We start from the raw sequence: 21,560 nt of genomic DNA, 5'->3' as shown, positions 1-21,560 counted from the left end.
AAAAACGGCGGGTAAGCAGTATGGGAGCCTATATCCTTCGGCGATTGTTGCTGATCATTCCGACATTGGTCGGGATCATGATCATCAACTTCAGCCTTGTGCAATTTGTGCCGGGTGGCCCGATTGAACAGGTGTTGGCGCGGCTGGATGGCGGCGGCGACAGTTTGCAAGGGATTTCCGGTTCCGGTGATGCAGGGATCGAAGGCAGCGGCGGCAACAGCGAATATCTTGGCGCGCGGGGCCTCCCGCCGGAATTCATTGCCGATCTGGAACGCCAGTTCGGTTTTGACAAACCGCCGCTGGAGCGGTTTTTGAACATGATGTGGGATTACGCCCGCTTCGATTTCGGCGAAAGCTATTTCCGGTCTATTTCCGTGACCGATCTGGTGCTGGAAAAGATGCCGGTGTCTATCAGTCTTGGGCTTTGGTCGACGTTGATCGCCTATCTTGTCTCGATTCCCTTGGGGATCAAGAAGGCGATGCGGGACGGATCGCCCTTTGATACATGGACATCGGGGGTGATTATCGTGGCCTATGCGATCCCCGGCTTTTTGTTCGCCATTCTGCTGCTGGTGCTGTTTGCGGGCGGGTCCTATTGGAAAATCTTTCCGCTGCGGGGGCTGACCTCGGATAATTTCGACGATCTGACGATGATCGGCAAAGTGCTGGATTACCTGTGGCACATCACCTTGCCCGTGGTCGCATCGACCATCGCAAGCTTTGCCACGCTGACCCTGCTGACCAAGAACAGCTTTCTGGATGAGATCAAGAAGCAATATGTGATGACCGCGCGGGCCAAGGGCCTGTCGGAAAGCCGCGTGCTTTACGGCCATGTGTTCCGCAATGCGATGCTGATCGTGATTGCGGGCTTTCCGGCGGTGTTCGTGTCGGTATTCTTTGGCGGCAGCCTGATCATCGAGACGATCTTTTCGCTGGATGGTCTGGGGCAGTTGGGCTTCAAGGCGGCGGTGGAACGCGATTATCCGGTGATCTTTGGCACGCTGTTCTTCTTTGGCCTGATGGGGCTTGTGGTCGGGATTTTGTCAGACCTTATGTATGTCTGGATTGATCCGCGCATTGATTTTGAGGGGCGTGGCTGATGGCTCTTTCCCCGCTTAATCAACGCCGCTGGCGCAATTTCAAGGCGAACCGCCGCGCGCTGTGGTCGCTGTGGATATTCTCGGTGCTGTTCGGCCTGTCGCTGATGGCCGAGGTATTGGCCAATGACAAGCCGCTGCTGGTCAGCTATCGCGGTGAGGTTTACGCGCCTTTCCTGAAATTCTACCCCGAGACAACCTTTGGCGGCGACTTTCGCACCGAAGCGAAATACCGCGACCCCGAGGTGCGCTGCCTGATCCGGTCGGGCGGGGTGGAGGCCTGTCTGGATGACCCGGACGCCTCGCTTGCCGCGCTGGAGGCGGGAACGCTGGAGGGGGCGGAGCCGGGTTGGGTTTTGTGGCCCATCGTGCCCTATAGCTATAACACCATCAACGATATTGGCCGCGCGGCCCCCAGCCCGCCGGATGCAAACCATTGGCTGGGCACCGATAACACCGCGCGCGATGTGTTGGCGCGGGTGATTTACGGCTTCCGCATCTCGGTCAGTTTTGCGCTGATCGTGACGCTTCTCACCTCGGTCATCGGGATCGCGGCGGGGGCGGTGCAGGGCTATTTCGGCGGCTGGATCGACCTGTTCTTTCAACGCCTGATCGAGCTGTGGGGGTCAACCCCCAGCCTTTATGTCATCATCATTGTCGCTGCGATCTGGCGGATGAATTTCTGGCTGTTGGTCGGGTTGATGGTGCTGTTTGGCTGGACGGCGCTGGTGGGCGTGGTGCGCGCCGAATTCCTGCGGGCGCGCAACTTTGAATATGTGCGCGCAGCGCGGGCCTTGGGCGTTTCGGACCGGGTGATCATGTTCCGCCATGTGCTGCCCAATGCCATGGTTGCCACGCTGACCATGGTGCCCTTTATCATCACGGGCACCATTGGCTCGCTTGCTGTGCTGGATTTTCTGGGCTTTGGCCTGCCAGCCTCGGCCCCCAGTCTGGGAGAGTTGACCTTGCAGGCCAAGCAGAACCTGCAAGCGCCATGGCTTGCCTTTACCGCCTTCCTTACCTTTTCCATCATGCTCAGCCTTCTGGTGTTCATCTTTGAAGGCGTGCGTGATGCGTTTGACCCGCGAAAGACGTTTCAATGAGTGTAAGTGAAACCGTGTTGGCCGTTGAAAACCTGCGGATCGGGTTCCGGCAGGATGGGCGCGTGGTGCAGGCGGTCAAGGGCGTGTCATTCACCGTGGGGCGCGGGGAAACCGTGGCGCTGGTGGGGGAAAGCGGGTCGGGCAAATCGGTGACGGCGCTGTCCACCGTGGCGCTGCTGCCCGAAAGCGCCGAGGTTGCAGGGTCGGTGGTCTATAACGGCACCCAGATGGTCGGCGCGCCCGAGGCGGATTTGCGCCGGGTGCGCGGCAATGACATCAGCTTTATTTTCCAAGAGCCGATGACCAGCCTGAACCCGCTGCACACGATTGAAAAGCAACTGGCCGAAAGCATCCTGCTGCATCAGGGCTTGGATGGGGCGGCGGCGCGGGTGCGTATTCTGGAATTGCTGGACAAGGTGGGTATCCGCGATGCGGAAAGCCGGCTTGGGGCCTATCCGCACCAGCTTTCAGGTGGGCAACGCCAGCGGGTGATGATCGCGATGGCGCTGGCCAACGGGCCGGAACTGCTGATCGCGGATGAGCCGACTACCGCGCTGGACGTGACCATTCAGGCACAAATCCTTGAACTTCTGGCCGAATTGAAAGAGCGCGAGGGCCTGAGCCTGCTGTTCATCACGCATGATCTGGGCATCGTGCGGCGCATCGCTGACCGGGTTTGCGTGATGCAAGGCGGCGAGATTGTGGAACAAGGCCGCACCGCCGAGATTTTTGACGCGCCCAAGCACCCCTATACCCGCACCTTGCTGGAGGCAGAGCCGAAAGGCCGCGCCGAACCCGCGCCCGCAGATGGTGCCGAGATTGTGCGCACCGAGAACCTGCGGGTCTGGTTTCCCATTCAGCGCGGCTTTTTGCGCCGCACCGTGGGGCATGTGAAGGCGGTGAATGCTGCCAGCCTGTCGGTTCGGGCCGGGGAAACCTTGGGGATCGTGGGCGAAAGCGGGTCTGGCAAGACCACGCTGGCGCTGGCCATCCTTCGGCTGATCCAGTCTGACGGGCCGATCGTGTTCATGGGGCAGGATGTGCAGGGCTGGAATGCCAACCAGATGCGCAGCCTGCGGCACCAGATGCAGATCGTGTTTCAAGACCCCTTCGGCAGCCTGTCGCCCCGCATGACGATTGAGCAGATCATAGCGGAAGGTCTGGGCGTGCATTCCACCGACAAAGGGCTGGACCATCGCAAGTTGGTGGCCGAGATCATGGGTGAGGTGGGCCTCGATCCGGCGATGATGGGCCGCTATCCGCATGAGTTTTCAGGCGGGCAGCGGCAGCGGGTGGCGATTGCCCGCGCGATGATCCTGCGGCCCAAGCTGGTGCTGCTGGATGAACCCACAAGCGCGCTGGATATGACCGTGCAGGTGCAGATCGTGGAGTTGCTGCGCAATTTGCAGCGCAAACAGGGGCTTGCCTATCTGTTCATCAGCCATGATCTGCGCGTGGTGCGGGCGCTGGCGCATAAGGTCATCGTGATGAAACAGGGCGATGTGGTGGAATCCGGTGCCGGGTCTGACATTTTTGACAACCCGCAAACGGATTACACGCGCAGCTTGATGGCCGCCGCCTTTGGACCGGTGCGGGCAGGTGGCCTTTGAAAATTCTGTTTATTCATCAGAATTTTCCCGGCCAATTCCTGTATCTTGCCCCGGCCCTGCGCGCGCGCGGGCATGATTGCCGCGCCCTGACCGATCTCAAGAACCAGCGGCAGGCGCAGATTCCGGTTTTGCGCTATCGCCATGATTTGCCGCCACCTGATCCGGCGGCGACCCGTTTGGGGCGCAATTTCACGCAGATGAACGACAGGGGCGTCTCGGTGGCGCGGGCCTGTCTGCAATTGCGCGACAAGCACGGCTATACCCCCGATGTGATCTTTGGCCATTCCGGTTGGGGCGAGACGTTGTTTCTGAAAGAGGTTTGGCCAACCGCCAAACTGATTGTCTATGCGGAATTCTATTACCGTGGCGTCGGCTGTGACGTTGGTTTCGACCCGGAGTTCAGCCGCCCCGGCTTTGATGCGGTGATGACGGCGCAGGCGCGGGCGGGGCATCTGGGGCAAAGCCTGCTGCATGCCGATGCGGGGCTGGCCCCGACGAAATGGCAGGCCAGCACCTATCCGCCTGCGTTGCAGCCTTTGATCAAGGTGATCTTTGACGGGGTGAACACCAAGACCATGGTGCCGAACCCATCCGCCAGCCTGTCGCTGCCCGATGGCCGCGTTCTGCGCGACGGGGATGAGGTGCTGACCTTCGTGAACCGCAATCTGGAGCCTTATCGCGGCTATCACAGCTTCATTCGGGCGCTGCCTGATGTCATGACGGCCCGGCCTGCGGCACAGGTGGTGATCGTGGGGGGCGATGATGTCAGCTATGGGGCCGCAGCGCCCAAGGGCCAGACGTGGAAACAGATGTTTCTGGACGAAGTAAAGGACCGGCTGGACCTGAGCCGCGTGCATTTCCTTGGCAAAGTGCCCTATCCACATTTCGTGGCGCTGATGCAGATCAGCCGTGTGCATGCCTATCTTACCTATCCGTTCGTCCTGTCATGGTCGATGCTGGAGGCGATGTCGGCGGGGGCCTATGTTGTCGGCTCTCGCACCGCGCCGGTGGAGGAGTTGATCGAGGATGGTGTGAATGGCCGTTTGGTCGATTTCTTCGATATCAAAGGCTGGTCAGCGGCGCTGACCGAAGGTTTGGCCGCGCCGGACCGCTTTTTGCCCCTGCGCAAAGCCGCGCGCCAGACCATTCTGGACAAATACGACCTGCACGGCATCTGCCTGCCGCGCATGGTCGATTATGTGGAAAGCTTTGCACCGACAGCGGGTTAAACCGCTGCCGAATGTTGTGCCTTGGCGTGATCATAGGCATCAAAGGCCCGGGCGATCATCCGGGTCAGCGGGCGGGCGCGGGGTGGGATGGCAAGGCCGTCATCATTCACCTGAACCATATCGCCGAAACTTGCCTTGGCTGATTGGAACATCGCTTCCAGCGCGCTGTCGTTGGTATCGAAATCGCGCAGCAACTCGGCCCGGCTGACCTGAAAGTCACACATCAAGGCCTCAATAATCCGGGCGCGCAGCAAATCCTCACCCGAAAACACATGGCCGCGATGGGTAGAGAAGCGCCCCTCGCGGATCGCTTTGGTATGGGCCGCCGTGGCGCTGGCGTTTTGCGCGAAACCCTGCGGAAAGCGCGAGATGGACGAGGCGCCAAGGCCGATCAGGGCTGCGGCGGTATCATCGGTATAGCCTTGGAAATTCCGGCGCAGGGTTCCATTGCGTTGGGCAATGGCAAGCCCGTCGGTCGGGCGGGCGAAATGGTCGATGCCGATTTCATCATACCCGTCCCAGACAAACAATTCCCGCGCGGTTTCAAACAGGCCCAGCCGTTCTTCTGGCGTTGGCATCTTGTCCGAGGGGATCATTTGCTGGCGGCGGCTCATCCATGGCACATGGGCATAGCCATAAAGCGCCACGCGATCCGGCGACAGGGTCAGCAATTTCTGCACCGATTCCGCGATGCGTTGGTTGGACTGGTGCGGCAAGCCATACAGGATATCGGCGTTCAGGCTTGGCACACCGCGTTCGCGGATCATATCGCTGACCTTTTTGGTCAGTTCATAGCTTTGCTCGCGCCCGATGGCTTTTTGAATCTCTGGGTCGAAATCCTGCACCCCGATAGAGGCGCGGTTCATGCCCGAGGCAACCAGTGCATCCAGCCGTGCGGCATCAATCTCATTCGGGTCAATCTCGACCGAGAATTCCCCACCCGGCGCCAAAGGCACCACATCAAACACCTGATCGGCCAGTTTGCGCATCAAATCGGGCATCAGCAGCGTGGGCGTGCCGCCGCCCCAATGCAGGCGCGAAAGGGTAACGCCGGCGGCCAGATTTCGGCGCAGCAGTTCGATTTCCTCGCGCAGCATTTCGGCATAGGCGATCACCGGCGCATCAGACGAGGTGCCCTGCGTGCGGCAGGCGCAGAACCAGCACAAGCGGCGGCAAAACGGCACATGGATATACAGCGAAACAGAGGCCCCCGAGGGCACCGCCTGTATCCACTTGGCAAACGTGTCAGGACCAACACCCGGCGCGAACTGCGGCGCAGTCGGATAGCTGGTATATCGCGGGACGCGCGCGTCAAATAGTCCGAGGCGCTTGAGTTCTGATTGTGTGTTCATATCTGAAGCTGTGACGTATAAGCTAAGATGAATCCTTGATTCAGATCAAACTGGACCCAGCATATGCCAACCTTAGACAGCCTGATCACCACACATGATTGTGGCGATTGCCCCATCCGCCACCGTGCCGTGTGTGCGCGCTGTGAAGGCGATGAATTGGCCCGGCTGGAGCAGATCAAGTATTACCGCAGCTATCAGGCGGGCCAGACGGTGATCTGGTCGGGCGACCGGATGGATTTTGTCGCCTCTGTGGTCAGCGGCATTGCCACGCTGAGCCAGACGATGGAAGACGGCCGCCGCCAGATGGTCGGCCTGTTGCTGCCATCGGATTTCGTGGGGCGTCCGGGGCGCGAATCGGCTGCCTATGACGTGACCGCGACGACGGATCTGGTGATGTGTTGTTTCCGCAAAAAGCCATTTGAGGAAATGATGATCAGCACGCCGCATGTCGCCCAGCGTTTGCTGGAAATGACCTTGGATGAACTGGACTCCGCGCGCGAATGGATGCTGTTGCTGGGCCGCAAAACCGCGCGGGAAAAGATTGCCAGCCTGTTGTCGATCATCGCGCGGCGCGATGCCAGCCTGTCGATGAAGACGCCATCCGGGCGGCTGGTGTTTGACCTGCCGCTGACGCGCGAAGAAATGGCCGATTATCTGGGCCTGACGCTGGAAACCGTCAGCCGTCAGATTTCGGCGTTGCGCAAGGATGGGGTGATCTCTCTGGAAGGCAAGCGCCATGTCACGGTGGAGGATTTCGACGTGCTGATGGAAGCCGCGGGCGATGACAATGACGGTGGTATGCTGGTCTGACCTGCGCTGGGGGGCGTGATGCTGGCCTTTCACACGATGGATGTGTTCACCGACCGGGCTTTTGCGGGCAACCCTCTGGCCGTGGTGATGGGCGCGGATGATCTGACGCCCGCGCAGATGCAGATCATCGCCCGAGAGTTCAATCTGTCCGAAACGATCTTCGTGCAGCGCCCGGTGAACCCCGCCCATACCGCGCGGGTGCGCATCTTTTTCCCCACTGCCGAAATCCCCTTTGCCGGGCATCCCACGATTGGCTGCGCGCTGCTGCTGGCCGAAGGCGCTTTGCCCGAAGGTGACGGCGCTTTGCGTCTGGTGCTGGAGGAGGAGGCTGGGTTGGTGCCCGTGACCGTGCGGCGCCAACAGGGCCGCGTCGTGGCAGAGTTGACAGCGCCGGTCACGCCGCATCCCGCCCTTGCGGTGCCGGATGCCGGTTTTGCGCTGCACCCCGCGCATCTGGCGGCGGCCTTGGGGCTTGATCCGGCAGTGATCGGCTTTGGGGAACATCGCCCCGGCCTGTGGCAAGGCGGGCCCGCGTTTCTTTATGTCCCGGTGCGTGATCTTGCCACCCTCGCCGCCGCCCGCCCGTCAGAGCCGCAGTGGTCGCAGATCATGGCGGCGGGTGGGGTGGATAGCGCTTATCTTTATACGCCCGGCACGGGGGCGGATTATCAGGCGCGCATGTTCTCGCCCACCGCGGGCATTCCCGAAGACCCGGCGACAGGCTCTGCCAGTGCCATCCTTGCCGCCCAGCTTTGGGCAAGCGGGGCCTTGCAGCCCGGCACAAAGGCGCTGGCGCTGGCGCAGGGTGTGGAAATGGGGCGGCCCAGTGCCATTTGCCTGACGGTGGACTGTGATGCGGCCGGGGTGACATCCGTCCGGGTCAGCGGCGCGGCTGTGCGCATCAGCGATGGCCATATCCGCCCGCCCGAAGCTGTCTGACCAGCCTCTGCCACAAGTGCGTGGCAACAGCCGCCGAGCGGGGGCTCGATGCCCCCGAAGGCGGCACGCCCTTTCCGCTCAGACGCGAAAGCCCGCTTCGGCCATCAACGCATCCGAGGCGGTTTCCACCTCGCGTTCCAGCCGTTCCATGAATTGCGCATTGGGCAGGCCTGCCGGGATGGGGGGCAGAAATTCCACCACCGCCAGCCCTGGTTTGCGCAAAATTCCCCGCTTGGGCCAGAACACCCCGACATTGGTCGCCACCGGATAGCATTCCTGCCCCAATTGCATATAGAGCGCCGCCGTTCCGGCCTTGTAGGGCATCTTGACGCCGGGGGCGACGCGGGTGCCTTGGCTATAGATGATCAATTGCCCCGCGCGTTGTGCGCCCGATTTCACATCGGCCATCATCTTGGTGATCGCCGCGCCCCGCTTGCCTCGGTTCACCGGAACACAACCGATGCGCAGCGCGAACCAACCCAAGATCGGGGCATAGATCAATTCCCGTTTCATGATGAACTTGCCACGCGGAATCGCATGGAAAATCATAAGGATATCCAGAAAGCTCTGATGTTTGGCGGCCACCAGAACCTCATGCGTTGGTGGGGTGCCGCGCACTTCGGTCCGCAGCCCCGTCAGCACCCGCAGCGAGAACAGCACCCAGCGGCAATAGGCGTGGCAAGCGGCCAGCGCGCCATCGGGCGACAGGATCGCATAGGGCAGATACAACAGCCCCACGACGGCCATGGCCAGATACATCTGGACAATGAAGATCAGCGAAAGCAGCCATTGGATTGCGTGGCGCATCAGGTCAATTCCTTCAATTTCCGAAAGGCGGCAAAGCGGGTCGCGAAAAAGGCCACCAGCGCCGCCGCGGGGGGGATCAGGAAGGGCAATAACCAGCCCGCGCCCTGAAAGCCAAGCCCTGTCAGGAACCCGCCCGCCACATCGGCCGAGGGCAGCAGGGCCACCCCGATCATCCCCGCCACAGCCCCGATGGCCGATCCTGCCAGCGCCCGCAGCGTGAACCGCCGCACAAAGGCCCGCGCGATATAGGCATCCCGCGCGCCCACCAGCCGCAGCACCCGGATCACTTGGGCATTGGCCGCCAAAGCTGCATTGGCCGCCAGGGTGATCATCGCTGCCATGCTTGCCCCGATCAGCAGGATAGAGGTGATCCCCAACATGCGCAGCCGCCCCGCCGCTACCGCCAGCGGTTTGCGCCAGCGCGTGTGATCATCCAGCACTGCCCCCGGTGCCTCGGCGGCCAGCCGTTGCCGCAGGCCTTCGGCGTCATAGCCGGTGTCATCCTCTGTGACCTCGACCAGCCGGGGGATGGGCAAGGCATCCAGCGGCAGGTTGGGGCCGAACCACGGCTCCAGCAAGGCGCGTTGCTCGGCGTCATCCATGGCGCGGGCGCGTTCCACGCCGGGGGTGATGGCCAGAACATCCAGCACGGCGCGGGTTTGGGCATCCATCTGCCCCGCCGGGGCGGAAATGCGGATGGTGGCACTGCGCGCCAAGGCATCGCCCCAACGTTCCGCCAGACGCCCTGCCGCCAGCGACAAGGCCAGCGCAAAGACGGCCAGAAAGGTCATGGTGGCGGCGGTAAAGCTTGTCAGCCAAGCGGTATGGCCCGAAGGCGGCACCACCCGGTCCGCCTGTTTGTCGCCGCGCAGAAATTGGGTCAGGGCCAGAATTTTCACAGATCAGCCCCCGCCAATTGCACGCGGCGCTTGGCAATCCGCAACACGCGCGCGGGCACTTGCTGCTTGGCCGCGCGGATCAGGTTCAGATCATGGGTCGCGATCAGGATGGTCTTGCCCATCTTGTTCAACTCCACCAACAGCGTCAGCAGCCGCAAGGACATTTCCCAATCAAGGTTGCCCGTGGGTTCATCCGCCAGCACCACATCGGGCGACATGATCACCGCCCGGGCCACTGCCGCGCGCTGACGTTCGCCGCCCGACAATTGCGGCGGCAGAGCATCCGCCAAAGGGGCCAGCCCGACCCAGTTCAGCAGATCCTGCAAATCCTCATTGGCAGAGCTGCGCCCCGACACCATCGCGGGCAGGGTCACATTGGTTGCCAGTGGCAGGTGATCGAGGAACTGGCAATCCTGATGCACCACGCCAATGCGCCGCCGCATCCGCGCCACCTCATCCCGGTCAAGGCTGCGCACCTCGCGGTCAAACAGTGTGATCCGCCCGGCGGTCGGCAGCAATTCCGCATAGCAAAGCTTCAGCAGTGTCGACTTTCCCGCCCCCGATGGCCCTGTCAGAAAATGGAAAGAGCCGGGGGCCAGCCGCAAGCTGACCTCGGATAACAACTCCCCCCCGCCATAAGAATAGGCGACATTTTCAAATGCGATCACGCGTTGCTCCGTCTATTGCGGCGGCATGCCGCGTGTTGTGGCAGTTTTGCCCAGAGTTCGGGAGGTTTCAACGCCCTATTGTGCACAGAATGACGACAAAGGCTTGGATATGCAAAATATCACAGCTACAAAGTAAACAGGGACAAAGAAGTCACGGGTCGGAGAAGTGCAAATGAGGCTGATTTGCCCGAATTGCGACGCACAATACGAAGTAGAAGCGACTGCCATTCCTGACGGCGGGCGGGACGTGCAATGTTCGAATTGTGGTCATGCATGGTTTCAACTGCCGCCCGATCTGGAAGCAGAGCAGGAGGCCGAAGAGGCGCTGTTTGGCAAAGCGGCCCCCGTTCAGGTGCCGCAGCCTGTGTCCACACGTTCGGTTGAAACCGCGCGGGGCGGGGATCGCGGGCAAAGCAAGGTTTGGGCCGATGACCCGGATGACAGCACCGCCGCAGAGGTGACAGCGCCGCCACCGCCCCGGCCCGCTGCGCCCCCAATGCCAAAGCCCGCGTCGACGCCCACCCCGACAGCCGCGCCAGAGGTTCCGGTTGCCAAAACGGCGCAAGCCCCGGCCACTCCGGCAGCCGAGACAACCACCCCGCCTGCTGCCTCTGACGTGCAGTCGCCGGTGTCAGGAGCCGTGCCGGGGGCCGCACCGCGCCGTGGGCTGGATGAAAGCCTGCTTGCCGTTCTGCGCGAGGAGGCCGAGCGCGAAGCCGCTGTGCGCCGATCACAAACCCCGCCCCGGCCCTTGGAATCGCAAACCGAACTGGGGCTGGAGGAAACCACCGGTGCCGCCAGCGCCGCCAAAGCCGTGCGCGACCGCTTGGCACGTCTGCGCGGGCAAGAGGCAGAGCCGGAAACCACCGAAAAGCCGACCGCCCGCCGTGACCTGCTGCCCGATATCGAGGAAATCAATTCGACTCTGCGCGCCAGCACCGAAAACCGTTCGGGCGATGAACTGGCGATGGAGCAAGCCAGCACAACGCAAGCCGAAAGCCGCGCGGGGTTCCGCAACGGGTTTTCGCTGATGTTGCTGTTGGCGGTGGTTCTGGTTGCGGCCTATCTGGCGGCCCCGAAAATCGCCACACAGTTTCCGGCCAGCAAAGGCGCGATGGAAAACTATGTCAGCGCGGTCGACAAAGGCCGGGTGATGCTGGACAGCGCCATGCGCAGCGCTATCACCGCCTTGCAAAACCTGACCGGCGGCGAGACAAGCTAACTACCCGGCAGCCCGGGCCAGCGGCCCGGACGCGGCCCGGTTTCAATACAGATCCAGCAGACGTTTCAGGTAGTCCCGCTCGCTTTCCGGGCGGGTCTGGTCGCCTTGGCGTTTGCGGATTTCGTCCAGCAAATCCTGCGCCCGGCGATAGACATCATCGCCCTGCAACAGGTTGCGATCAGACCCGATCCGCGCGCCTTCGCCCGGTTCGCGGCCCAAAGGATCGCGGGCAGAGTTGGGGTCGGCACGGCCAACCGCCTCACCCTGCTGGGAGCCATCGCTTTCGCGGCGTTCCTGCGCCATCGCCTCGCCCAGATTTTGCATGCCTTCGCGCAAGGAGCGCATGGCATCGGCCTGATTGTCCAGCGCGCCGGGCAGGTCGCCGTCGCGCAGGGCGCGCTCGGCTTCCTCCATGGCGCGGCCTGCGTCATCCAAGGCGCGGCGGCCGGCCTCTCCCTGTTCGGTTCCGGCACCGGGCAGGTTGCTGCCGTTCAAGCGGCCCAGACGGTTGCGCAAGTCGCGCTGGCGGTCTGACAGGCTTTGGCCTTGGCCCTGACCTTCGCGGCCCGTGCCTTCTTGTGCTTGGCCATTCTGGCCTTGCTGGGGCTGACCTTGCTGGCCGTCCTGCCCGTTCTGGCCGGGTTGCTGGCCGTCTTGCTCGCCCTGTTGCCCGTCTTGTTCGCTGCCTTGCTCGTTGCCCTGCTGGCCGTCTTGCTGGCCGGGGTTTTGCAGTTCTGAAAAGCTGTCATCCGACAGGTCTTGCTGGTCGCGCAGCGTATCGCCAAGGTCGCGCATGGCTTGCTGGCCGGGGCCGCCCTGACCACCTTCGCCCTGCGTTACCTGCATGTTTTCCATCAACTGCCGCAGCATTTCCATCAGCTCGGCGGCTTCTTCCATCCGGCCTTCTTCCAGCAGCTTTTGCAGTTCTTCCAGCATTTCCTGCAACTGATCGCCGGTGATTTCCATCGATTCTTGCTCGGTCGCGGCCTGGCTGTCTGGGTTGCGCTGCGCCTCTTCGGCAAGCTGGCGCATGTAATCATTCATGGCCTGCCGCAGTTCCTGCATCAACTGGTCAATCTCGGCCGGGTCGGCGCCATTGCGGATGGCCTCATCCAGCCGGTCCTGGGCGCGCTTCAACCGCTCGCGCGCGTTTTCCAGATCACCTTCTTCGATCAGCAAAGCGATGTCCCAGAACGCCTCGGCCAGTTCATCGCGCGTCTCGACTGACAGGGTGTCCGCCTCGGCCTCCAGCCGCCGCAGGGCGACGCGCAGGCGCAGATAGGCTTTTTCGTTGCGAATCAATTCCTCGGGCCGATGGGTGATGGCCTTGAAAATCTGCACCGACCGGGGGGCATTGCTGCGCGACCACAGCAGATCGCGGCGCATTTCGACCACGGCGGCGGCCAGCGGGTCAAAGAAGCGTTTGCCCGGCAGTGTCACGCGCAGCGGTTCGGCGGTGCCAATTTGCCCCGGCGCATCGGAGACGGACAGGGAGATGGTGACGGGCAGGTTGGCGAAAACATGTTTGGACAGATCGTCGAGCAGGGTTTCGGTGAAGTCCGTCCGCGATCCGGTGATCGGCAAAGGCAGGTCCAGCGTGACCGGGTCCGTCATTTCCGGGGTGGCGGCAAGGCCATAGCGGCGGTCAACCGCGTCCAGATCCAGCGCGATGATGGCTTGGCCGCCGGTGACGCCAAAATCGTCCTTGGCGGTGAAATTCAGTTTCAGCCGCCCGTCCGCTTCGCGCGCAAGGTCGCCCTTGGCGCTGACGCTGGGGGGGGCGTCGCGGGTGGCGGTGATGTTCCATTTGCTGCCATTGGGGCCATCTATCCGCAGCTCACCGCTTTGGGTCACGTCAAATTCATGGCTGGGGGCGGCAGGGTCTAGGGTTTCGCTGCTGCGGCCGGACACGGTTTCGGCCAGCGACAGCGCGCCCACCTCGCCGTAAAACCGCAGTTGCACGCGGCTGCCTGTCGGCACCTCAAAGGTGACGCGGTCAATATCGTTCAGGTAAAGCGTGGGCTTGCCGGTATAGGGCGGCGGCTGCACCCAGCCTTCCCAGCTTGGCCCATTCGCCAGCGCCTGCGCCGGGTTCGGGCCGATGCCGGCAACCGAGGCAACCCGCCAGAGCGAGCCGAACATCAGCGCCATCACCAGCCCCGTCAGCGCGATGTAGCGCAGGCCGAAAGGATCCCGTTTGGAAAGCCGCAGGTCGGGGGAAACGGCGCGGGCGGCAGCGGCGGCGCGGGCCATCCGGGCCTGATGCGCGGCCCAGACCGCCTGTGAGGCGGGGTCATTCGCCCCGATTGCCTGTGTATCGGCCAAAGTGGCGATGGGGCGACCGGGCAGGGTGGCATCCAACCGGTCCAGCGCATCTTGCCGCGTGGGGCGTGCAAAACCGCGCCAGCCGCGCCAAAGGAAATACATCGAAGCCAGAGCCGCAGCAGACAGCCCGCCCCAAACCGCCCAAAGCGGCGCGAAATCCTGCACGCCAAAGGCGAGTGTGGCCAGTGTTGCAATCAGCACGGTCCACAGCGGCCAAAAACTGCGGGCCAGACGTTCTGCCCACAGCCCCGCCCGCGTCAGCGCAAGCGGGCGTTTCAATCTGGCTGCAACGGAGTCCGGCACATCTTGCTTCATTTACCCTGCCTTTGGGCTGCGATGGGTCACAGCCACTCGGGTATGGTATCGCGAGAAAGCATTTCGTCAAACGTCGGACGTGCCCGGATGACCGCAAAGTGATCGCCACGCACCAGAATTTCGGGAATCAGCGGGCGAGAGTTGTATTCCGACGACATAACCGCGCCATAGGCCCCGGCAGAGCGGAAGGCGATCATATCGCCGCTGTGCAAGGCGGGCAGATTGCGCCCCTTGGCAAAGGTGTCACCAGATTCGCAAACCGGGCCCACAATGTCATAGGGTTGTTGCTCGGCCCCGGCCTGTGCTTCGACAACCGGGATAATATCGTGATGCGAGCCATACATGGCGGGGCGAATCAAATCGTTCATTGCGGCATCGACGATCAGGAAATCACGGTCCTCGCCGTTTTTCACATAGATGACCTGCGACACCAGAATCCCCGCATTGCCGGAAATCAGGCGGCCGGGTTCAATTTCAATCTCGCAGCCCAGATCGCCCACGGTGCGCTTGATCAGCGCGCCGTAATCCATCGGCAAGGGCGGGGCGTTGTTGTCGCGGGCATAGGGAATCCCCAAGCCGCCGCCAAGGTCCAGCCGTTCGATGGTGTGCCCATCGGCGCGCAGCGCATGGGTCAGTTCGGCCACTTTCAGATAGGCGGCTTCAAACGGTTCCAGCGCGGTCAACTGGCTGCCGATATGCACGTCGATGCCCACGATTTTCAGGCCGGGCAGGGCGGCGGCTTCGGCATAAACCTCCCGCGCGCGGGAAATCGGGATGCCGAATTTGTCGCCTTTCTTGCCGGTCGAAATTTTCTCATGCGTTTTGGCATCGACATCGGGGTTGACGCGAATGGTGATCGGGGCTGTCAGGCCAAGGCTGCTGGCCACCTCCGACAAGACCCGCATTTCGGGTTCCGATTCGACGTTGAACTGCCGGATGCCGCCGGTCAGGGCCAGCCGCATTTCCTCACGCGTTTTGCCGACGCCGGAAAAGACGATCCGCTCTCCCGGCACGCCGGCGGCTTTGGCGCGCATGTATTCGCCCGCAGACACCACATCCATGCCCGCGCCCAGATCGGCCAGCGTTTTCAGAACGGCGATGTTGGACAGGGATTTGATGGCAAAACAGACCAGATGCGGCAGGGGCGACAGCGCCTCGGTGAAAAGCTGGTAATGCCGGGTCAGGGTTGCGGTGGAATAGCAATAAAACGGCGTGCCCACCTGTGCGGCGATATCGGCAATGGCGACATCTTCGGCATAAAGCGCGCCGTTTTTATACAGAAAATGATCCATCTCGCGCCCTTTGTCTTGCTGCTTGCCCCGCGTCTATCACGAATGGAAAGCCAAGGAAAAGCCACCAGCGTATTGGTGGCGCTGCCGGGGGGTCATGTGACCGGGCGGGTGCGCAAAAACAGATAGAGCGGCAGGCCGCAAGACACGCCGATGCAAAAGGTGGCCGGAATGGCGATCAGTGCCGACCAGTTCTTGCGCACCCGCGTTTCGGCCAGAATCCACAGCGTCAGCGCAATGGCGGCGATAGTCAGATCCCATGTCAGCCCGGTGGTAGAGGCGTTGACATACCACGCATCCATCAACCCGCTAAGGCCGGTGCCGGTGTCCCGCATATGGGTGACAAACCAATACATCGGATGCACCGCCCCCCAGACCGCCAGCCCAAGGTAAAGTATGCGCAAAGGCGACATCATCCGCCCGCCACAACGCCCATCCGCGCCTCACCTGAAACGGTCAGGCCGGGGGCGGTGGGTTCACCATCGGCGCCACATGCGGCCAAGGTGGCAAGGGTCAGAAGGGCAAAAAGGGCGCGCATGGTTGGTTCCTGTGATCAAGGGCTGATAGAGACGGTGGCCCCGCCGAGTTTGGCGCTGGCCACCGGGGTGACGCGAACGCCGTTTGGGGTGATGCTGATGCCGGTATGCAGGCTTGGGTCTGCGCATCCGGCCAAGAGCATGAGGATGATCCCAAGCCCGCGCATCAGAATTCCACCGATGTTTCAGTGCGGCCCAAGCCCGTTACCATCGGCTCTGCCCCTTGGCGGGGCTGAAGCTGACAGGCAGCGGTCAGCAGAATTGCAAGGGCCAGAACCAGTTTCATTTCAACGCGTCTTTCCAGCGGGCGATCTGTGCGCGCACCTGATCGGGTGCGGTGCCGCCATAAGACATACGGCTGCGCACGGAGTTTTCCACCCCCAGCACATCAAACACATCGGCGCGGATGCCGTCATGCACGGATTGCATCTGCGCCAGTGTCAGGTCCGGCAAGTCGATGCCCGCCTTTTCGGCCATGGCAACCAGCGTGCCCGTCACATGATGTGCGTCGCGGAATGGCAGGCCAAGTTCGCGCACCAGCCAATCGGCGAGGTCGGTCGCGGTGGAAAAACCACTGGCGGCGGCGGATTTCAGATTGTCTTGCAGCGCCGTCATATCGCCGACCATGCCTGTCATCGCGGCAAGGCCCAGCATCAGGCTGTCGGCGGCGTCGAAGGTCTGTTCCTTGTCCTCTTGCATGTCCTTGGAATAGGTCAGCACAAGCCCTTTCATCACGGTGAACAGTGCCACCGTCGCCCCCAAGATCCGCCCGAGTTTGGAGCGCAGCAATTCCGCCGCATCGGGGTTTTTCTTTTGCGGCATGATCGACGACCCGGTCGTCCATTTGTCCGACAGTTTCACAAAACGGAACTGGGCCGAGGACCAGATCACCAGCTCTTCGGCAAAGCGGCTCAGGTGCATGGCGCAAATGCTGGAAACAGAGAGGAATTCCAGCGCGAAATCGCGGTCTGACACGGAATCGAGGCTGTTGGCCGTGGGGCGGTCAAAGCCAAGGGCGGCAGCGGTTGCATGGCGATCAATCGGGAAAGAGGTGCCCGCCAAGGCCGCCGCACCCAAGGGGCATTCATTCATCCGCTTGCGCGCGTCGATGAAGCGCGACCGATCCCGCGCGAACATCTCTACATAGGCCAGCATATGATGGCCCCAAGTGACGGGTTGCGCGGTTTGCAGATGGGTAAAGCCGGGCATCACCCAATCCGCGCCTGCCTCGGCCTGCGCCAGAAAGGCTTTCATCAAGGCTTCCAGCCCGGTGATCGCCGCATCGCATTGATCGCGCACCCACAGCCGGAAATCCACCGCCACCTGATCGTTGCGTGAACGGCCCGTGTGCAGACGCCCCGCAGGTTCACCGATGATCTCTTTCAACCGGGCCTCGACATTCATGTGAATGTCTTCCAATTCCACCCGGAAGGGGAACTTTCCGGCCTCGATCTCTGACAACACCGTGAGAAGCCCTTCCCGGATCGCCTCGGCGTCTTTATTGGTCAGGATACCCTGTGCGGCCAACATGGCGGCATGGGCCCGAGAGCCTGCGATATCCTGCGCGGCAAGGCGACGGTCAAACCCGATGGAGGCATTGATGGCCTGCATGATCGCGTCCGGCCCGGCTTCAAAGCGGCCACCCCACATGGCGTTGGCGGTGGTGGTGGGGGCAGAAGGATCGGATTTGGAAGAATTGGTCATCGGTTGGCCCCTGAGGAGATGTAAATGCTGCGAATTGTTCTGATCGTCCTTTATACTGGCTTGGGGCTTGGTGCAAACAGCGCGCTGGCCGATGTGGGGGCGGCCAAGGCCGTGCTGGACGGCGATATGCGCAAACTGGTGTTTCACGACACGGCTAAGGACCTGCCCGCCGAGGTGCTGACCGATCTGGAGGGTGCAGAGCGTGGCTTGGCCGAATGGCAAGGGCAGTGGGTGGTTTTGAATTTCTGGGCGACATGGTGTGCGCCGTGCCGCAAGGAAATGCCCAGCCTTGACCGTCTGGCCGCCAGCGTGGCCGACAAGGGCGTTTCTGTGGTCACCATTGCCACCGGGCGCAACCCGCCGCCTGCCATCACGCGATTTTTTGAGGAAATCGGCGTGCAAAACCTGCCTGTGCTTTTGGACCCGAAATCCGCCTTGGCGCGTCAGATGGGCGTGCTGGGGTTGCCGCTGACGGTGATCCTGAACCCCGCGGGGCAAGAGGTGGCGCGGTTGATTGGGGACGCCGAATGGGACAGTGCCGATGCCAAGGCAATGATCGAGGCGTTGATCGCGCCCTGAACGCGTTTTTGATTTTTCTGCGAAAAATCATGCCTTCGGCGAGGATATTTTTGCCAAAGAGAAAGGGGGGCGCGCGCCCTTTCGGGCCATGGTTTCGTCGGGTCGTTTGCGCATGAGCGCGCAGGTTTGGCCTTGTTGCGTTTACCTTTCGGAGCGCCTTGCCAAGGCTGCCACTTTGGCGTGGCAGGGGCAGCCGATCATGTGGTCATTCACCATGCCGGTGGCCTGCATGAAAGCGTATACGATGGTGGGGCCGCAGAAGGTGAAGCCTGCCTTTTTCAGGTCTTTGGAGATTTGGGTGGACAAGGGGGTGAAGGCGGGCACCTCTGCCATGGTTTTCAGGTTGGTTTGCAGCGGCGTGCCGTCGACATAGGCCCAGAGCCAATTTGAAAACCCCACATCCCGCTCAATCTTCAGATAAGCGCGGGCGGATTTGATGGTGCCTTCGATCTTGCCGCGATGGCGCACGATGCCGGGGTTTGACAGCAGGCGCTGCACGTCATCCTCGCCCCATTCGGCGATGATTTCGGGGTGGAATCCTTCGAATGCCGCGCGAAAGGCATCGCGTTTTTTCAGAATGGTGATCCATGACAGCCCCGCCTGAAACCCGTCAAGGATCAGCTTTTCCCACAGCGCGCGGCTGTCCCATTCCGGCACGCCCCATTCGGTGTCGTGATAGGCCAGATACAGCGGATCGGTGCCGGGCCAAGTGCAGCGTGAGGGGTCGAGGGGCATGTCGGGTGGCTCCGGTTACTGAGGGAGAAGTGCCTAAAATTGGAACAACGGGCAGAATTTTACCAGCCCTTTACGTCTGTGTCGGCATTGTGCGGAACGGACAGCTTGGGGCGTCGGCCCAAAATGGCATGGGGGCATGGCAGCATATGGCAGATATTTCACGACTTGATCGGCAGCCGGGCAGTGAAAGCCCGCTGGCCGCCGCCGTGACCGCGCGGGACAAGGAAACCTTGGCCATGGTGCGCCAAGCCGTGCAGGACAAGCGGATGCGGCTGGCCTATCAGCCAATTGTTCTGGCCGCAGACAGCTCTCGGGTTGCCTTTTACGAAGGTCTGATGCGGGTGATTGATACGACTGGCCGCGTGATCCCGGCGCGGGATTTCATTCATGCCATCGAAACGGATGAATTGGGCCGCGAGATTGATTGCCTCGCGTTGAACATCGGGCTGACGGCTTTGGCGCGCTTTCCGCAGGTGCGGCTGTCGGTGAATATGTCGGCCCGCTCCGTTGGGTATCCGCGTTGGATGAAAATATTGCGCAAGGGGCTTGCGGCGGACAAAACCATCGGAGAACGGCTGATCCTCGAGATTTCGGAAAGCTCTGCCATGCTGATCCCGGAACTGGTGGTCGCCTTCATGGATGATCTGCAAAATCAGGGCGTTTGCTTTGCACTGGATGATTTTGGGGCCGGGCAAACCACCTTCCGCCATTTTCGCAACTTCTTTTTCGATATGGTGAAGATTGACGGCCAGTTCATCCGCAATATCCACAGCGACCCTGACAATCAGGCGCTGACCCGCGCGTTGATGGCGATTGGGCAGAATCTGGATATGCTGACCATCGCCGCCTCGGTCGAAACCAAGGAAGATGCCGAGTGGCTGCAAAGCGCGGGCATCGATTGCATGCAAGGCTTTCTGTTCGGTGCGCCCACGGTGCGCCCCTCCTGGGCTGAAGGGCGGGCCGCCCAGGCGGGTTGATGGCATTTCCCCTGCGTCAAATCTGTGCCCTGACCGGGCTGCGAAAACCTTGCTTTTTGGTCCCACTCGCCTTAGGCCAAGGGTAACGGCGGCTTGGGAAGACCACGCCGCGTTCTGGGTAAGGGGAAGGACCTAACATGACCAATGTTGTAATCGTTTCAGCCGCGCGGACTGCCGTAGGCAGCTTTAATGGCGCTTTTGCCAATACGCCGGCGCATGAGCTGGGCGCTGCCGTCATTTCCGAAGTTCTGGCCCGTGCTGGTGTCGACAAGTCTGAAGTCGAAGAAACCATTCTGGGGCAGGTGCTGACTGCGGGCCAAGGCCAGAACCCGGCCCGTCAGGCCCATATTCTTGCCGGACTGCCGCAGGAAGCCTCGGCCTGGTCCTTGAACCAGGTGTGCGGCTCGGGCCTGCGCGCGGTCGCTTTGGGGGCACAGCATGTGCAACTGGGCGATGCGGCGATTGTGGTCGCCGGTGGTCAGGAAAACATGTCCATGTCCCCCCATGTCGCGCATCTGCGGTCGGGCACCAAAATGGGTGACATGAAGATGATCGACAGCATGATCAAAGACGGGCTTTGGGATGCGTTCAACGGCTATCATATGGGGCAAACCGCTGAAAACGTTGCCGAAAAATGGCAGATCAGCCGTGAGATGCAGGACGCCTTTGCCTTGGCCAGCCAGAACAAGGCAGAGGCTGCGCAAAAGGCAGGCAAGTTCGCGGATGAGATTGTGGCCTTCACCATCAAGACCCGCAAAGGCGATATCACCGTGGATGCCGATGAATATATCCGCCACGGCGCCACGCTGGAATCGATGCAAAAACTGCGCCCGGCCTTCACCAAGGACGGCAGCGTGACGGCGGGCAACGCCTCTGGCCTGAATGATGGCGCGGCAGGTGTTCTGCTGATGTCCGAGGCTGAGGCCGCAAAGCGTGGTCTGACGCCGCTGGCGCGCATTGCATCCTACTCCACCGCGGGTCTGGACCCGGCCATCATGGGTGTGGGCCCGATTTACGCCAGCCGCAAGGCCCTGACCAAAGCCGGTTGGAAAGCGGCTGATCTGGACCTTGTGGAGGCGAACGAAGCCTTTGCCGCGCAGGCCTGCGCCGTGAACAAGGATATGGGCTGGAACCCCGATGTGGTGAACGTGAACGGCGGCGCAATCGCCATCGGCCACCCGATCGGTGCCTCGGGCGCGCGTATCCTGAACACCCTGCTGTTCGAGATGAAGCGCCGCGACGCCAAGAAGGGTCTTGCCACACTGTGCATCGGCGGCGGCATGGGTGTGGCTATGTGCCTTGAGCGTCCCTGATCCCTGCATGTCGCTTAAAGATTGAAAAATGCGGGCGCAATAATATTGCGT

21 protein-coding genes are annotated in these 21,560 nt (G+C 61.8%); 10 read left to right on the top strand and 11 right to left on the bottom strand.

The window, feature by feature from the left end:
- The first annotated feature begins 20 nt into the window (after positions 1-20).
- Genes EGN72_RS17770 through EGN72_RS17755 form a run of 4 tightly spaced genes read left to right on the top strand, consistent with a single transcriptional unit; the run spans position 21 to position 5,039 of the window.
- Positions 21-1,100, top strand: a complete 1,080-nt coding sequence (locus EGN72_RS17770) for a microcin C ABC transporter permease YejB (protein ID WP_127050054.1) — start codon at positions 21-23, stop codon at positions 1,098-1,100.
- Positions 1,100-2,200 (top strand): ABC transporter permease, encoded by a 1,101-nt coding sequence (locus EGN72_RS17765; protein ID WP_127050052.1) that lies wholly within the window; start codon positions 1,100-1,102, stop codon positions 2,198-2,200. Before EGN72_RS17770 ends, EGN72_RS17765 begins: the two co-directional genes overlap by 1 nt.
- Positions 2,197-3,810 (top strand): ABC transporter ATP-binding protein, encoded by a 1,614-nt coding sequence (locus tag EGN72_RS17760; protein ID WP_127050050.1) that lies wholly within the window; start codon positions 2,197-2,199, stop codon positions 3,808-3,810. Before EGN72_RS17765 ends, EGN72_RS17760 begins: the two co-directional genes overlap by 4 nt.
- Entirely contained in the window at positions 3,807-5,039 is a 1,233-nt protein-coding gene (locus EGN72_RS17755; RefSeq protein ID WP_127050048.1) for a glycosyltransferase, read from the top strand. The genes EGN72_RS17760 and EGN72_RS17755 overlap by 4 nt, the downstream gene beginning before the upstream one ends.
- On the opposite strand, the gene hemN is transcribed toward EGN72_RS17755, so the two are convergent.
- Positions 5,036-6,391, bottom strand: a complete 1,356-nt coding sequence (hemN, locus tag EGN72_RS17750) for an oxygen-independent coproporphyrinogen III oxidase (RefSeq protein ID WP_127050046.1) — start codon at positions 6,389-6,391, stop codon at positions 5,036-5,038. The two genes, EGN72_RS17755 and hemN, sit on opposite strands and share 4 nt — an antisense overlap.
- Positions 6,392-6,454: 63 nt before the next feature.
- On the opposite strand from hemN, the gene fnrL reads away from it, so the two are divergent.
- Together fnrL and EGN72_RS17740 are read left to right on the top strand one after the other, a co-directional pair.
- Positions 6,455-7,201 carry a transcriptional regulator FnrL gene (fnrL, locus tag EGN72_RS17745; protein WP_127050044.1) on the top strand — a complete coding sequence of 249 codons (747 nt, stop codon included), beginning with the start codon at positions 6,455-6,457 and terminating at the stop codon, positions 7,199-7,201.
- An 18-nt stretch (positions 7,202-7,219) separates the two neighbouring features.
- The gene (locus tag EGN72_RS17740) at positions 7,220-8,140 is read left to right on the top strand and encodes a PhzF family phenazine biosynthesis protein (RefSeq protein WP_127050042.1); all 921 of its coding nucleotides are present in this window, start codon (positions 7,220-7,222) and stop codon (positions 8,138-8,140) included.
- A 78-nt stretch (positions 8,141-8,218) separates the two neighbouring features.
- On the opposite strand, the gene EGN72_RS17735 is transcribed toward EGN72_RS17740, so the two are convergent.
- The 3 genes from EGN72_RS17735 to EGN72_RS17725 are packed head-to-tail and all read right to left on the bottom strand — an operon-like array spanning position 8,219 to position 10,514.
- The gene (locus tag EGN72_RS17735) at positions 8,219-8,947 is read right to left on the bottom strand and encodes a 1-acyl-sn-glycerol-3-phosphate acyltransferase (RefSeq protein ID WP_127050040.1); all 729 of its coding nucleotides are present in this window, start codon (positions 8,945-8,947) and stop codon (positions 8,219-8,221) included.
- Positions 8,947-9,846, bottom strand: coding sequence for an ABC transporter permease (locus tag EGN72_RS17730; RefSeq protein ID WP_127050038.1), 900 nt, complete (start codon positions 9,844-9,846; stop codon positions 8,947-8,949). The genes EGN72_RS17735 and EGN72_RS17730 overlap by 1 nt, the downstream gene beginning before the upstream one ends.
- Positions 9,843-10,514 carry a cell division ATP-binding protein FtsE gene (locus tag EGN72_RS17725; RefSeq protein ID WP_127050036.1) on the bottom strand — a complete coding sequence of 224 codons (672 nt, stop codon included), beginning with the start codon at positions 10,512-10,514 and terminating at the stop codon, positions 9,843-9,845. Before EGN72_RS17725 ends, EGN72_RS17730 begins: the two co-directional genes overlap by 4 nt.
- Before the next feature lie 172 nt (positions 10,515-10,686).
- Here EGN72_RS17725 and EGN72_RS17720 point away from each other — a divergent pair, with 172 nt between their 5' ends.
- Positions 10,687-11,736: a zinc-ribbon domain-containing protein gene (locus EGN72_RS17720; protein ID WP_127050034.1), complete on the top strand. Its 1,050-nt coding sequence runs from the start codon at positions 10,687-10,689 to the stop codon at positions 11,734-11,736.
- A gap of 42 nt (positions 11,737-11,778) precedes the next feature.
- Here the strand turns inward: EGN72_RS17720 and EGN72_RS17715 are convergent, their stop codons facing one another.
- The 6 genes from EGN72_RS17715 to argH form a co-directional block, all read right to left on the bottom strand.
- Complete coding sequence (locus EGN72_RS17715) at positions 11,779-14,376, bottom strand: TIGR02302 family protein (protein ID WP_127050032.1); 2,598 nt, start codon at positions 14,374-14,376, stop codon at positions 11,779-11,781.
- 26 nt (positions 14,377-14,402) lie between these two features.
- Positions 14,403-15,668 carry a diaminopimelate decarboxylase gene (gene lysA, locus EGN72_RS17710; protein ID WP_127050031.1) on the bottom strand — a complete coding sequence of 422 codons (1,266 nt, stop codon included), beginning with the start codon at positions 15,666-15,668 and terminating at the stop codon, positions 14,403-14,405.
- A 92-nt stretch (positions 15,669-15,760) separates the two neighbouring features.
- Entirely contained in the window at positions 15,761-16,078 is a 318-nt protein-coding gene (locus tag EGN72_RS17705) for a DUF2834 domain-containing protein (protein ID WP_127050512.1), read from the bottom strand.
- A complete protein-coding gene (locus tag EGN72_RS19605) occupies positions 16,078-16,203 on the bottom strand; it encodes a hypothetical protein (protein ID WP_255417440.1) in 126 nt (41 codons plus the stop codon). Before EGN72_RS19605 ends, EGN72_RS17705 begins: the two co-directional genes overlap by 1 nt.
- A gap of 15 nt (positions 16,204-16,218) precedes the next feature.
- A complete protein-coding gene (locus EGN72_RS19215; RefSeq protein WP_158623221.1) occupies positions 16,219-16,368 on the bottom strand; it encodes a hypothetical protein in 150 nt (49 codons plus the stop codon).
- 115 nt (positions 16,369-16,483) lie between these two features.
- Entirely contained in the window at positions 16,484-17,905 is a 1,422-nt protein-coding gene (gene argH / locus EGN72_RS17700; protein WP_127050029.1) for an argininosuccinate lyase, read from the bottom strand.
- 24 nt (positions 17,906-17,929) lie between these two features.
- Between argH and EGN72_RS17695 the strand changes: the two genes are divergently transcribed.
- The gene (locus tag EGN72_RS17695) at positions 17,930-18,484 is read left to right on the top strand and encodes a TlpA disulfide reductase family protein (RefSeq protein WP_127050027.1); all 555 of its coding nucleotides are present in this window, start codon (positions 17,930-17,932) and stop codon (positions 18,482-18,484) included.
- Between the two features lie 141 nt (positions 18,485-18,625).
- Here the strand turns inward: EGN72_RS17695 and EGN72_RS17690 are convergent, their stop codons facing one another.
- The gene (locus EGN72_RS17690; protein ID WP_127050025.1) at positions 18,626-19,219 is read right to left on the bottom strand and encodes a DNA-3-methyladenine glycosylase I; all 594 of its coding nucleotides are present in this window, start codon (positions 19,217-19,219) and stop codon (positions 18,626-18,628) included.
- 146 nt (positions 19,220-19,365) lie between these two features.
- On the opposite strand from EGN72_RS17690, the gene EGN72_RS17685 reads away from it, so the two are divergent.
- Together EGN72_RS17685 and EGN72_RS17680 are read left to right on the top strand one after the other, a co-directional pair.
- A complete protein-coding gene (locus tag EGN72_RS17685) occupies positions 19,366-20,196 on the top strand; it encodes an EAL domain-containing protein (RefSeq protein ID WP_127050023.1) in 831 nt (276 codons plus the stop codon).
- A 137-nt stretch (positions 20,197-20,333) separates the two neighbouring features.
- Complete coding sequence (locus tag EGN72_RS17680) at positions 20,334-21,509, top strand: acetyl-CoA C-acetyltransferase (RefSeq protein WP_127050021.1); 1,176 nt, start codon at positions 20,334-20,336, stop codon at positions 21,507-21,509.
- Positions 21,510-21,560 lie beyond the last annotated feature (51 nt).

It is taken from the genome of Pseudorhodobacter sp. E13 (assembly GCF_003991405.1).
Classification (GTDB): Bacteria; Pseudomonadota; Alphaproteobacteria; order Rhodobacterales; family Rhodobacteraceae; genus Pseudorhodobacter.
This window is presented reverse-complemented; position numbering and strand designations above follow the sequence as displayed.